The organism is Streptomyces tricolor (assembly GCF_002155905.1).
Lineage (GTDB): Bacteria > Actinomycetota > Actinomycetes > Streptomycetales > Streptomycetaceae > Streptomyces > Streptomyces tricolor.
The window spans coordinates 1-12,705 of sequence record NZ_MUMF01000734.1 but is presented as its reverse complement, the minus strand read 5'-3'; the positions used below and the strand labels follow the sequence as shown (position 1 = coordinate 12,705).

10 protein-coding genes and 1 pseudogene are annotated in these 12,705 nt (G+C 72.9%); 2 read left to right on the top strand and 9 right to left on the bottom strand.

Features of this window, described 5'->3' with window-relative positions; translation table 11 throughout:
* On the bottom strand, positions 1–1,887 hold a 1,887-nt coding region (locus CCN44_RS47560), incomplete at its 3' end, for a hypothetical protein (RefSeq protein ID WP_143650313.1).
* A gap of 187 nt (positions 1,888–2,074) precedes the next feature.
* On the opposite strand from CCN44_RS47560, the gene CCN44_RS38480 reads away from it, so the two are divergent.
* Positions 2,075–2,392, top strand: a complete 318-nt coding sequence (locus tag CCN44_RS38480) for a hypothetical protein (RefSeq protein ID WP_223283729.1) — start codon at positions 2,075–2,077, stop codon at positions 2,390–2,392.
* Positions 2,389–3,042: a hypothetical protein gene (locus CCN44_RS38475; RefSeq protein WP_086703478.1), complete on the top strand. Its 654-nt coding sequence runs from the start codon at positions 2,389–2,391 to the stop codon at positions 3,040–3,042. The genes CCN44_RS38480 and CCN44_RS38475 overlap by 4 nt, the downstream gene beginning before the upstream one ends.
* Here CCN44_RS38475 and CCN44_RS38470 read toward each other — a convergent pair.
* The 8 genes and pseudogenes from CCN44_RS38470 to CCN44_RS38435 all read right to left on the bottom strand — a co-directional run.
* Positions 3,034–4,554: an NCS1 family nucleobase:cation symporter-1 gene (locus tag CCN44_RS38470; protein WP_059254120.1), complete on the bottom strand. Its 1,521-nt coding sequence runs from the start codon at positions 4,552–4,554 to the stop codon at positions 3,034–3,036. The genes CCN44_RS38475 and CCN44_RS38470 overlap by 9 nt on opposite strands.
* Before the next feature lie 113 nt (positions 4,555–4,667).
* Positions 4,668–5,687 (bottom strand): TIGR03842 family LLM class F420-dependent oxidoreductase, encoded by a 1,020-nt coding sequence (locus CCN44_RS38465; RefSeq protein ID WP_059254119.1) that lies wholly within the window; start codon positions 5,685–5,687, stop codon positions 4,668–4,670.
* An 11-nt stretch (positions 5,688–5,698) separates the two neighbouring features.
* The gene (hydA, locus tag CCN44_RS38460) at positions 5,699–7,093 is read right to left on the bottom strand and encodes a dihydropyrimidinase (protein WP_059254117.1); all 1,395 of its coding nucleotides are present in this window, start codon (positions 7,091–7,093) and stop codon (positions 5,699–5,701) included.
* 104 nt (positions 7,094–7,197) lie between these two features.
* Positions 7,198–8,040 carry a nitrilase-related carbon-nitrogen hydrolase gene (locus tag CCN44_RS38455; RefSeq protein WP_059254115.1) on the bottom strand — a complete coding sequence of 281 codons (843 nt, stop codon included), beginning with the start codon at positions 8,038–8,040 and terminating at the stop codon, positions 7,198–7,200.
* Between the two features lie 155 nt (positions 8,041–8,195).
* On the bottom strand, positions 8,196–9,767 hold the full coding sequence (locus CCN44_RS38450; RefSeq protein ID WP_086703474.1) for a PucR family transcriptional regulator: 1,572 nt from the start codon (positions 9,765–9,767) through the stop codon (positions 8,196–8,198).
* Between the two features lie 17 nt (positions 9,768–9,784).
* Positions 9,785–11,068, bottom strand: a complete 1,284-nt coding sequence (locus CCN44_RS38445; RefSeq protein WP_086703471.1) for an aspartate aminotransferase family protein — start codon at positions 11,066–11,068, stop codon at positions 9,785–9,787.
* On the bottom strand, positions 11,065–11,907 hold the full coding sequence (locus CCN44_RS38440) for a nitrilase-related carbon-nitrogen hydrolase (protein WP_059254109.1): 843 nt from the start codon (positions 11,905–11,907) through the stop codon (positions 11,065–11,067). Before CCN44_RS38440 ends, CCN44_RS38445 begins: the two co-directional genes overlap by 4 nt.
* Positions 11,908–12,110: 203 nt before the next feature.
* A pseudogene (locus tag CCN44_RS38435) lies at positions 12,111–12,705 on the bottom strand (hypothetical protein); the annotation flags it as partial.

Sequence of the window (12,705 nt, the reverse complement as noted above, 5' to 3'; positions counted from 1 at the left end):
GGCGCGGGCGAGGTCGACGGCGGCCCGCAGGTCGTCGTCGGCTCCGGGCGCGTCCGTGCGGAGGGCGGCGCGTTTGGCGCGCAGCGCGGCCAGGTCCCAGGTGAGTCCGGCGCCGCCCGGCGCGCCGTCGGGCAGTTCGGTCAGCGCCCGCGTCAGCTCGGCGATCGCCTCGTCCAGCGCCGCGGTCTCCCCGGTGAGCTGGTGCAGGGTGTCGAGGGCGATCGCGATGCCGCCGCGGGCCCGGGGCCGGAACTCGGCGCTGAATCCGGTGCGTTCCAGTGCGGCCCGGGCGCGCCGCACGCCCTCGGCGATGCGGCCCGGGTCCGACTCGGCGATCGCCGTCAGCGTGATCAGCGGGGCCCAGGTGATGTCGAGGAGGTCCCGCATGGCGGGCATGTCCACCGATGTCTCCACGGCCCGGTGGAGGTGGTGCACGGCCGCCCGCAGGTCCGAGGTCCGGCCGTCCCCCGCCGGGGCGTGCACGACCCGGCCGAGGTAGGCGGCGCCGAGGACGAAGGCGGTCAGGGCGCCGGTCCACTCCTCGGCGCCGGCGTAGGTCTCGTCCAGTTCCAGCTCGCACAGCGCGTCGATGACGTCCTCCACCCCCTCGACGTCGCGCCGGTCCAGAGCGGACGTCAGCCGCGCCATGAGCCGCGCGGCCTGCCCGCACACGCGCAGGTTGGCGGCGTCGACGCTCATCGGGTCGTCGTCCCACCGCAGGGCCTCGAACACCTCCCGGGCCATGTCCTCGTCCTGGAGGCTGCCGCCGGTGAGGGCGGCCCCGAGGAGCACTCCGGGCACGACGGTCCGGAGCCACTCGCCGTGCGTACGGCTGTCGAGTTCCCCGTCGGCCGCCGCCTCGTGCATCAGCCGCAGCGCCTGCCGGAACCCCTCCATGTCGCCGGTGCGGACGGCGAGGGCGACGTGGACGAGGGCGGCGACCATCCTGGACGGCAGGGGTGCGCGGCCCTCCGCCCCCGTGGCGGCGCCGTTCCCCGACAGTTCGGCGAGGAGCGCGGACACGTTGCCCGGCCCGACGGTCCCGGGGGACATCACCTCGGCCATGGCCAGGAACTGGGCCATGGTGTTCCGGACCTCCGTGGCCTCGTCGGCGGTCTCGGCCGGCGTGTCGTGGCCCCTGTCGGGCCACCGTGCGGAGTCGGTGAGCGTCCGCTCCATGTGCCCGAGCAGCAGCGCCAGCAGGGTGCCCAAGGGCGTCGGCAGCGCTTCGTCCGCCAGGTTGGCGAGGACGTGCCGGCCGCCGCGGACGAACCTGCCGGTGTCACCGGCCAGCATCGCCTCGGACATCTCGCCGTACAGCGTGAGGTTGTCGCGGAGCCGGGGGGTCATCTGCGGGTGCTCGCGTTCCAGGAGCAGCCGGACGAGCAGCGCGCTGTCCTCCACCACGCCCTCCCCGCCCTGGGTGAGGGGGGTGCCGAGCGCGGCGAGGGTCACGAGCCGATCGGCGGTCCACTGGTCCTCGGCTCCGCCCAGGACCTCGCGGCTGAGCCGCACCATCCGGGACCCGACCAGCGCCACGAGGCTCCGGTACGCGGCCTCCCGTTCCTCCTCGCCGAGCAGGTCCGACCCACGGGCCTCCAGCAGCAGCGCCAGCGCTCGCTCCCGGTCGGCCTGCCGGCCCTCCAGCAGGAACCGTACGGCCCGGCACCGTCCGAGCCGGGCCGCCACCGCGGCGGCCGTCGCCGCACCGCCCTCGGTGTCCGTCAATTCGGCCAGCAGCGCCTCCAGTTCGCCGGTCAGGGCGTCCAGTTCCCGGCCTCGTACGCCCGTGTAGGCCTCGGGTTCGACCGGTACGGAGAATCCGTCGGTGCGGGCGAGCGCGGCGGCGGCGCGGTCGGCCACGGGCACGGTCCCGGCTTCGCTCATGTGTCATCCCCTCCGCCGCCATGGTGCCCGCTTCCGTGGTCCGGCAGCCGGGTCCGGCGCGCCTCACCGGCATCCTGCCGGACAACGCCCGGCTCCCGGCCGGTTTCCGCCCGATCCGCCATGGCCCGGCCGCCGCCCGGCGGGCATGCTGGAGGCCCTGGCGAGGCCGCGGGCGAGGAGGGGGACCGTGACGAACTCCGGTCCTGGACCGGGCACTTCGGTGCCGTACCTGGAGACGACGCACGACGACTACGCCGTGCGCTACACGACCGGTCTTCGCGTCGAGGCCGCGGACGCCGGCGTGGTCGTGCTGTACGGCCGGTGTCCCCGGTGCGGCTGCGCCTTCACGTACACGCACACGGACCGGGTGTTCCGCGCGCCGCGCCGCACGCCCCGGCCGGCGCACGTGCCGGTGCTCTGCGCGTGCGAGGCCGGGCATCCCGGCCGGCCGGCCGACGAGACGGGCTGCGGCGCCTACTGGAACGTGCTGGTGGAGCGCGGATGACCGCGCACTGGCAGGTGCGGCCGGGGCCGCCGGGGACCCCGGCGGACCGCCAGGCGGCGCGGCAGACCCGGGAGTTGCTCGCCGGTGAGCTGTCCCGGGCCCGGGAGGCCGCGCTCGCCTGGCGCAACGGGCTCGCGGCCCTGTTCGCCGGGCTGCTCGGCTTCGGCCTGGTCAAGGGCCGTACCGACGTGGGCAAGCTGGCCTCCCCGTACGACGCGCTGGTGGGCGGCGCGCTGCTGCTGTGCCTGCTGTGCGGCACGCTCGGCGCGCTGCTGCTGCTCCGGGCCGCGCACGGCGCGCCCACCGGGGTCCGGCTGCCGACCGGTGTGCCCGCTCCGGCCGCCGCGCTGCACCTGGGCGACCACATGGAGACCCGGCGCACGGTACGGGCCCTCACCCGCGGCGTGGCGCTGACCATCGCCTGCGGGGCTCTGCTGGTCACCGCGGTGGCTCTGACCTGGTACGGCCCCGAGAAGGCCGGCCCCCGGATCCTGGTGCGCACCCCGTCGGGGGTCGTGTGCGGCACGCCGGTGCGGACCGGGGACGGCCGGCTCCTCCTCAGGACGGACGCCGGTGAGGTGGCGGTGCGACTCGCCCGGGCCGAGGCGTTCGCCGCGGTCGAGGCGTGTCCGGCATCGCCGTCACCGTGACGCCGGACGCCGTGCCAGGGTCAGGCCCACGTACAGCAGCAGGGAGGTGCACAGGCCCACCGCCCAGCCGTAGTCGGCGAGGGGGGCCAGGGCGGGGATCGGGCGGCCGTCGACGAGGGGGTCGAAGTCGGCGCCGCCGACCGCGAGGACACCGCCGGCCAGGAAGGCGGCGACCGCCCGCCAGTTCCAGCCGCCCGCGTACCAGTACCGGCCGCCCGACCGGTAGAGGTCGGTGAGGTCCAGCCGGGTGCGGCGCAGCAGCCAGTAGTCGGCGACGAGGATGCCCGCGACCGTGCCGAGCAGACCGCCGACCAGGCCGAGCCAGGTGAAGATGTAGCCCTGCGGGTCGGAGTACAGCTTCCACGGGAAGATCAGTACGGCGAGGACCGCCGTGATCAGGGCGCCCGCGCGGAAACTCACCTTTCTGGGCGCGACGTTGGAGAAGTCGAAGGCCGGGGAGACCAGGTTCGCCGCGATGTTCACGGACAGGGTGGCCACCAGCACGGTGACCAGCGCGTAGAGCAGTCCCACCACGTTGTCCGTCTTCGCGGCCAGCTGCACCGGATCCCAGACCGGTTGGCCGTACACGGCCTGCGAGCCGGACGTGACGAGCACGGAGAGGAACGCGAAGAGGGTCATCGTGGTGGGCAGGCCGAGGGCCTGGCCCCAGGTCTGGGCGCGCTGGCTCCTTCCGTAGCGGGTGAAGTCGGGGATGTTCAGCGACAGCGTGGACCAGAAGCCGATCATGCCCATGAGGGAGGGCCAGAACAGCTTCCAGAAGTCGCCGCCCCAGCCCAGCCGGGACGGCTGGTCGAAGAGCGGGCCGACACCCCCGGCCTTGCCGCTCATCCACCACAGCATCACGAACGCGCCGACGAGGACGAAGGGCGCGGCCCAGTTCTCGAAGCGGCGGATGGTCTCCATGCCCCGGCAGATGATCGCGACCTGGATCGCCCAGAAGATCGCGAAGGACAGCCACATGGTCCAGGCGTAGCCGCCGATGTGCGAGGCGTCCGACCAGCCGTCGCCGATCAGTTTCCCGGCGAGGAAGTAGATCGCCTCGCCGCCGATCCAGGTCTGGATGCCGAACCAGCCGCACGCCACGAGCGCCCGTACGACGGCGGGGAGATTGGCGCCGCGCACCCCGAAGGAGGCGCGGGCGAACACCGGGAAGGGGATGCCGTACTTGGGGCCCGCGTGCCCGGTCAGCAGCATCGGCACCAGCACGACGAGGTTGGCGAGGGCGATGGTGAACACCGCCTGCTTCCAGTCCATGCCGACCGCGATCAGCCCGGAGGCCAGGGTCCAGGACGCGGTGTTGTGGGCCATGCCGACCCACAGGGCGGAGAAGTTGTACGTGGTCCAGGTGCGCCCCGCCGCGGGGACCGGGAGCAGGTCCTCGTTGGCGTAGGGGCCGCTGGGCGGGGGTGTGCCGGGAGCGAGTTCCACGCGCCCGTCGGGGAGGGTGACCTGGCCGGATATCGGAACGGCGGGAGGAGCGGTTTCGGTCATGGGCTGGCCAATCGGGGAGGGCGGATCGGGAGAGGCCGTGCGGGCACCAGCCCCCTCCCCGGGACGGCGGGGAGGGGTGACCAAGAGGGGGAGCGGGAACCGCGGGAGGGCGGTCAGGAGTTGACGGCGGGGATGACGCGACTGCCGTAGGCCTCGATGGTGGCCTCCTGGGCGTCGTGCATGTCGTACACCGCGAACTGGTCGACGCCCAGGGCGCGCAGCGCGGTCAGTTTCTCGATGTGTTTCTCGGCCGGGCCGATGACGCAGAACCGGTCCACGATCTCGTCGGGGACGAACTGGGTGTCCGGGTTGCCGCTGCGCCCGTGGTGGGCGTAGTCGTAGCCCTGCCGGGCCTTGATGTAGTCGGTGAGTTCCTGGGGGACCTGGGCGGAGTGCTCGCCGTACCTGGCGACGAGGTCGGCGACGTGGTTGCCGACCATGCCGCCGAACCAGCGGCACTGGTCGCGGGCGTGCGCGAGGGCCTCGGGCGAGTCGTCCTCGGTGACGTACGCGGGGGCGGCGACGCAGATGGTCACCTCGGACGGGTCGCGGCCGGCGGCCACCGCGGCGTCCTTGACGGCCTTCACCATGTATGCGGTCAGGTACAGGTCGGCGAGCTGGAGGATGAAGCCGTCGGCCTCCTCGCCGGTCATCTTCAGGGCCTTCGGGCCGTAGGCGGCCATCCAGACGGGTACTTCGGCGCCCTCCCGGATCCACGGGAAACGGATCTTCGTGCCGCCGAGGTCGGCCTCCTCGCCGCGGCCGAGGGCGCGGATGACCTTCATGGCCTCGCTGATCCGGGCGAGGGTGTTGGGTTTGCGGCCGGCGACGCGCATCGCGGAGTCGCCGCGGCCGATGCCGCAGACGGTGCGGTTGCCGAACATGTCGTTGAGGGTGGCGAAGGTGGAGGCGGTGACCTCCCAGGTGCGGGTGCCCGGGTTGGTGACCATCGGGCCGACCTTCAGTTTCTGTGTGTTCGCGAGGATCTGGCTGTAGATCACGAACGGCTCCTGCCAGAGCACGGCGGAGTCGAAGGTCCAGCCGTAGCGGAAGCCGTTGCGCTCGGCCCGCTTCATCAGGCTGACGACGCGAGAGGCGGGCGGGTCGGTCTGCAGGACGAGTCCGAAGTCCATGGGCGCCACTCCTAGTGGAGGTACTGACAGGTGGAGCGCGGGATGTAGGCGCCGTGTCCGGCGCGACCGGTGTACTCCCGGCGGTCGATGACGAGTTCACCGCGCGACAGGACCGTCTCGACGCGGCCGGTGACCCGCCGTCCCTCGTACGCCGAGTAGTCGACGTTCATGTGGTGGGTCTCGGCGGACAGCACCTGCTCGGCGTGCGGGTCGTAGAGGACCACGTCCGCGTCGGCGCCCGGGGCGATGGTGCCCTTCTTCGGGTACATGCCGAACATCCGGGCCGGGGTGGCGCAGGCGATCTCGATCCAGCGGCGGCGTGAGATGTGCCCGTCCACGACCGCCTGGTGGAGCAGGTCCATGCGGTTCTCCACGCCGGGCAGCCCGTTGGGGATCCTGGAGAAGTCGCCCCGGCCCAGTTCCTTCTGCCCGGTGAAGCAGAAGGGGCAGTGGTCGGTGGAGACGACCTGGAGGTCGTTGGTCCGCAGGCCCTTCCAGAGGTGCGCCTGGTGCTCGCGGGGCCGCAGCGGGGTGCTGCACACGTACTTGGCGCCCTCGAAGCCGGGCTCGGCGAGGTTGTCGGTGGACAGGAACAGGTACTGCGGGCAGGTCTCGCCGAACACGTGGAGCCCTTCGTCGCGGGCCCTGGCCAGCTCCGCGACGGCCTCCATCGCCGAGACGTGCACGACGTACAGGGGGGCTCCGGCGACCTGCGCGAGCCTGATGGCGCGGTGCGTGGCCTCGGCCTCCAGCAGGGCCTTGCGCACCTCCCCGTGGTAGCGGGGGTCCGTCTCGCCCCGGGCCAGGGCCTGTTCGACCAGTACGTCGATGGCGATGCCGTTCTCGGCGTGCATCATGATCAGCCCGCCGTTGTCGGCGGAGCGCTGCATGGCGCGCAGGATCTGCCCGTCGTCGGAGTAGAAGACGCCCGGGTAGGCCATGAACTGCTTGAAGCTGGTCACGCCCTCCTCGACCAGCAGGTCCATCTCCTTGAGCGTCTCCTGGTTCACATCGGAGACGATCATGTGGAAGGCGTAGTCGATCGCGCAGTTGCCCTCGGCCTTGGCGTGCCAGGCGTCCAGGCCCTCGCGCAGGGTGTGGCCGACGCTCTGCACCGCGAAGTCCACGATGGTCGTCGTGCCGCCCCAGGCGGCGGCCCGGGTGCCGGTCTCGAAGGTGTCGGAGGCGAAGGTGCCGCCGAACGGCAGCTCCATGTGGGTGTGGGCGTCGACGCCGCCCGGGATGACGTACTTGCCGGTGGCGTCGATCGTGCGGTCCGCGCTCCAGCTGTGGGTGCCGGGCACGGCGAGGGCGGCGATGCGGGTGTCCTCGATCAGGACGTCGGCGTGGATCTCGTCGGACGCGGTGATGACCAGGCCACCGCAGATTGCTGTTCGGCGGGTCATGGGGGCCTCTCTTCGTGGTCAGGTGCGGGTGCGTGGTGGTCGCTCGCGCCCGCGCGGCGGTAGCCGCATGTCGAACACAGTCCCGCGCCCCTTCGGGGCGCTCCCTACAACTCGGTCAGCGGCCCGTACGTCCCCGGTGCCCGGTCGCGGTAGAACTGCCAGCGGTCGCGGACCTCGCGGAGTGCGGCCAGGTCCAGGTCGCGGACGACGAGTTCGGTCTCCTTGTCGCTCGCGACCTCGCCGACGAACCGGGCCTCGGGGTCCACGAAGTACGTGGTGCCGTAGAAGTCGTTGTCGCCCAGGTCCTCGACGCCGACCCGGTTGATCGCGCCGACGAAGTACTCGTTGGCGACGGCCGCCGCCGGCTGCTCCAGCTGCCAGAGGTAGCGGGACAGGCCGCGCGAGGTGGCCGAGGGGTTGAAGACGATCTCGGCGCCGGCGAGGCCCAGCGCCCGCCAGCCCTCCGGGAAGTGCCGGTCGTAGCAGATGTAGACGCCGATCCGGCCGGCGGCGGTGTCGAAGACGGGCCAGCCGCTGTTGCCGGGGCGGAAGTAGAACTTCTCCCAGAAACCCTGCACCTGGGGGATGTGGGTCTTGCGGTACTTGCCGAGGTAGGAGCCGTCCGCGTCGATCACGGCGGCGGTGTTGTACAGGACGCCGGGCTGCTCCTCCTCGTACATCGGCAGCACCAGGACGATGCCCAGCTCGCGGGCGAGGGCCTGGAAGCGCCGGACGGTCGGGCCCTCGGGGATCCGCTCGGCGTACTCGTAGAACGCCTTGTCCTGGACCTGGCAGAAGTAGGGGCCGTAGAACAGCTCCTGGAAGCAGAGGACGTGGGCGCCCTGGGCGGCGGCGTCGCGGGCCGCCTGCTCGTGCACCTGGATCATGGACTCCTTGTCGCCGGTCCAGGCGGTCTGGAAGAGGGCGGCACGGATCACTCGGCTCATCGGGACCTCCGGTAGCTCGGTGTGGGCCGAGCCTAGAAAGCGTGGCAAGCCGGTTGGACTGGCAGAGTGTCACGTCCGCGGGCGGTCGGCGTGCCACCGTGTCACGCGTGTCCGGTCCCATGTTTCACCGCCGTTGTCGCAGGTCGTCGCATGTTTCACCCCTGTTGCGCGTCGTGCGCGAGGAGCGCGATGTGCACGGATGCCGCCTGTTCGAAGTCGTCCAGGTCGACACCAAGGCGGGCCTGTATGGCCTCCAGGCGGCGGTAGAGGGCCGGCCGGGAGACGTGGTGGAGCTGGGCGGTGCGGGACTTGTTGCGGCCCGTCGCCAGATAGGTGCGCAGGACGTTCAGCAGCTCCGGTTCGGCCGCGCACAGCAGCCCGTCCAGCTCGCGCTCGGCGAAGGACTGCACCTGCGGGTCGTCGCGCAGCAGCCGGATCAGTCCGCGCAGGTGGACGTCCTTGAGGCGGACGACGGCGGGCAGGTCGAGGGCGGCGGAGGAGCCGGCGACGGCGTCGGCGACATGCCGGGCCTCGCGCAGCCCCGCGGGCACCTCCTCCCAGGCGGTGCGGGGATCGGCGGCGGCGACCACGGCCTCGGACTCCGCCCGCAGCCGGGTCGCGAAGTGCGCGGTGAGCGCCCCGGCGTCCTGGTCGCGGGCGAGGCTGAGCAGCACGGTGGCGGTTCCGTCGGCGAGCTCGGCGGCGAGCCCGGGCAGCCCCAGCAGGCGCAGCACCCGGTCGAGCCGGTCCGGTCCGGGGCCTCGGACGACGAGCGGGACGAAGGTCCGCCGGTTCACGGGCAGTCCGGCCGCCCGGGCCCGCGGCAGCAGCTGCCGGGCCGGTACGACCCCGGAGACGAGGTCGGTCAGCAGGCTCTGCGCGGACTGCTCCTCCCAGCTGTGCGCACAGCCGCCGCCGAGCATCCGGTGCAGCACCAGGGCCTCGGCGGCCCGGTCGGCGAGCAGCCGCCCGGTGGCCGGGTCGCCGCGGTAGCCGCACAGCAGCAGCCGGCCCCACCGCTCCCCGCGCCCGCCCAGCTCGGCGCGGATCCACCCGTCGCCGGTGCCGGCGCCCGCCTGCCGGGCGATCCGCTCCCAGTCGCGCAGGACGTCGTCCACCGCGGACCGCTCCCCCGCCGTGCCGAGGACGCGGTGGGCGAGGTTGGTGACGACGACCGGGCAGCCGCTGTGCCGGGCGATCTCGTCGAGCAGCCGTTGCAGCGGGGCACCGGCCGTGATCAGCCCGGTGAGTGCGGTCCGTACCGTCTCCGACAGGCTGATCGCGGCGTACTTGCGCCGCACCAGCCGGGACTGCACCTCCTCCGTCAGCTCGGCGAAGGGGAACGGCCGGTGCAGGACGACCATGGGCAGCCCGCACCGTTCGGCGGCCCGGCGCATCACCTCGGGCGGTGCGGGGAAGGCCCGGCCGAGGCCGAGGACGACGGCCGCCGCCTCCGCCCGGTGCAGGGACCGGATGTACTCGGCCTGCCGGGCCTCGTCCCCGGCGAGCAGCACCCCGGTGGTGAGGACCATCTCGCCGCCGCTGAGCATCACCCCGACGTCGGCGGCCTCGGCGACGTGCACCCAGCGCACCGGCCGGTCGAGCTGTGCTCTGCCCGCCACCACCTCGGGCTCTCCGGCGAGCACGCGCTCCAGGGTCAGCACCTGGCGCACGGAGAGCGCGGGTTCCGGTGCGGGGCCGTGGCGGTCCTCCGAGGTGCTGGTCATGGCCGTACGCCCGTTCTCTAGTACGTGCTCCGCAACGCGTGCTCCAGGAGGGCCGCGCCCTCCTCGGCCTCGGCGACGGTCAGCGACAGCGGCGGGGTGATCCGCAGGGCGCTGGTGTCGTGCCCGCCGCCCTTGCCGATGAGCAGCCCGCCCTCCCGGGCCGCCTCCAGGACGGCCGCGAGGGCCTGCGGATCGGCCTCGTCCGTGCCCGGCCGGACCAGTTCGACGCCGATCATCAGCCCGCGTCCGCGCACCTCCCGGACGCCGGGCAGCTGGGCGCCGACCGCCCGCAGCCGCTCGATGAGCAGGCCGCCGACGCGCCGGGCGTTGCCCTGGAGGTCGTGTTCGAGGAGGTAGGCGAGGTTCGCGAGGGCGGCGGCCATGGTGACCTGGGTGCCGCCGAAGGTGGAGATGCTCTGGGCGTCCAGGCAGTTCATGATCTCGGCACGGGCGATGACGCCACCGACGGACATGCCGTTGCCGATGCCCTTGGCGAAGGTGACGATGTCCGGGGGGCCGCTGCGGGCGTGCGCCTGCCAGCCCCAGAAGTGGTCGCCGGTGCGGCCCCAGCCGGTCTGCACCTCGTCGGCGATCCACAGGATGCCGTGGTCCCGCAGGACCTGGCGGAAGGCGGCGTAGAGACCGTCGGGCGGGGAGGTGAACCCGCCGACGCCCTGGACGGGTTCGGCGATCAGCGCGGCGGGCGGCCGGGTGTGGCCGAGGAGGTCCTTCAGGTCGGCGACACAGGCGTCGATGAAGGCACGGTCGTCGAGGTGGGCGAAGGGCCCCCGGGTGCGCACGCCGCCGTGGACGTACAGGGTCTGCAGCGGGGACAGGGAGGTCGGGGACCAGGCGCGGTTGCCGGTGATGCCGATCGCGCTGAAGGACCGGCCGTGGTAGCTGTTCCGCATGGCGAGCAGGGTGTTGCTGCGCCGGTAGGTGGTGGCGAGCAGCAGGGCGGTGTCGTTGGCCTCGGTGCCGGAGGTGGTGAAGAACACCCGGGCGTCCGGGATGCCGCTCACCTGGGCGACGCGCTCGGCGAGTTCGACCATCGGCCGGTTGAGGTAGAGGGTGGAGGAGTGGATGATCCGGGCGGCCTGCTCGCTGACCGCCTTGGTCACCTCGGGCAGCGCGTGCGCGGTCAGCGTGGTCAGGATGCCGCCGAAGAAGTCCAGGTACCGGCGCCCGGCGGAGTCCCAGACGTACCGCCCCTCGCCGTGGCTGATCTCGATCGGGTCGTCGTAGTAGAGGGCGAGCCAGTCGGGCAGGACCCGGCGGTGGCGGGCGTAGAGGTCGGTCACGGCTGCACCAGCCCTTCGTAGGCGTCGGGGCGGCGGTCGCGGTAGAAGGCCCACTGCTGCCGCACTTCCTCGATGAGGTCGAAGTCCAGGTCGCGGACGAGGAGTTCCTCGCTCGTGTCGCTGGCGACCGCGCCCACGAACTGCCCGCGCGGATCGACGAAGTACGAGGTGCCGTAGAAGTCGTTGTCGCCGTACTCCTCCTGCCCCACCCGGTTGATGGCGGCGACGAAGTACTCGTTGGCGACGGCCGCGGCGGGCTGCTCCAGCCGCCACAGGTGGGCGGACAGGCCCCGGTGGGTGGCGGACGGGTTGTAGACCAACTGGGCGCCGTTGAGTCCGAGTTGCCGCCAGCCCTCCGGGAAGTGCCGGTCGTAGCAGATGTAGACGCCGACCTTGCCGACGGCGGTGTCGAAGACGGGCCAGCCCAGGTTCCCCGGCTTGAAGTAGTACTTCTCCCAGAAGCCCCTGACCTGGGGGATGTGGTGCTTGCGGTACTTGCCGAGGTAGGAGCCGTCCGCGTCGATCACGGCGGCGGTGTTGTAGTAGAAGCCGGACTGCTCGACCTCGAAGACCGGTACGACGATCACCATGCCGGTCTCGCGTGCCAGCTCCCGCATCCGGCGCACGGTCGGCCCGTCGGGGACCGGCTCGGCCCAGCGGTAGTGCTCCGGCTCCTGGACCTGGCAGAAGTAGGGGGTGTTGAAGACTTCCTGGAAGCCGATGACCGCGGCTCCCCGGCGGGCGGCCTCGCGGGCGTGCTCCTCGTGTTTCGCCACCATGGACTCGGTGTCGCCGGTCCAGGTCGCCTGGACCAGAGCGGCGCGGACGACGTTGGCCATGAGCTGCTCCTTCGACACGACGTCAGAGCCTCTACGCCCGTAGAGCAGACGGTAGAGGGACGAAAGTAAGCCTCCGGACGGCCCTTGCCAAGACCATCGTCGTCAACCCGCTGAGTCGATCACGTTTCACACTCCTGCGGGTGATCGCCGGGCAGCCCGTCGGGACGGACCGCGGCAGATCGGGACACTGCCCCACGCTCCCGTCACGCGGTGTGCCCGGCGACGCGCAAGGCGTGTACGAGATCCCAGTGCCGCTCGTCGGAGACGCCGAGCGCGGCCCGGAGCAGCAGCGGGACCAGCCGCCCGGGATCGGCGGCGACGCACCGGGCGGCCTCCTCGGGGGTGCGGACGCGTACGTAGGCGTCCAGCAGGGCCCGCGCCTCCCGTTCCCGCCCTTCGCCGTCCAGCCGCAGCACGGCCGCGCCGATCTGCTCCGCGGGCCGCGCCACGCCCTGCCGCAGCAGCTGCCGCCCGTCGTCGTCCCGTCCGGCCGCGGTGAGCGTGCCGGCGGCGGCGACCAGCTGCTCGGCGGGCAGCGCGGCGGCCTCCCACAGCAGCGTGACCCAGTCGGCGCCGAGCCCGGCCCGGTGCAGCGCGTCCGCGAGCAGCGGCAGCCGGCCGGCGGGCCACCGCGCGGCCTCGGCCAACAGCACGTGCGCCTCCCCGCTGCGCCCCTCGGCCCGCAACCGCGCCAGCCGCCCCACGGCCTCCGCGACGGCCTCCTCGCCCCCGTCGTCCACGGCGACCACGTCCGCCGGCACGGGCTCGACCACCTCCTCGACCCCGGCGAACCGGGCA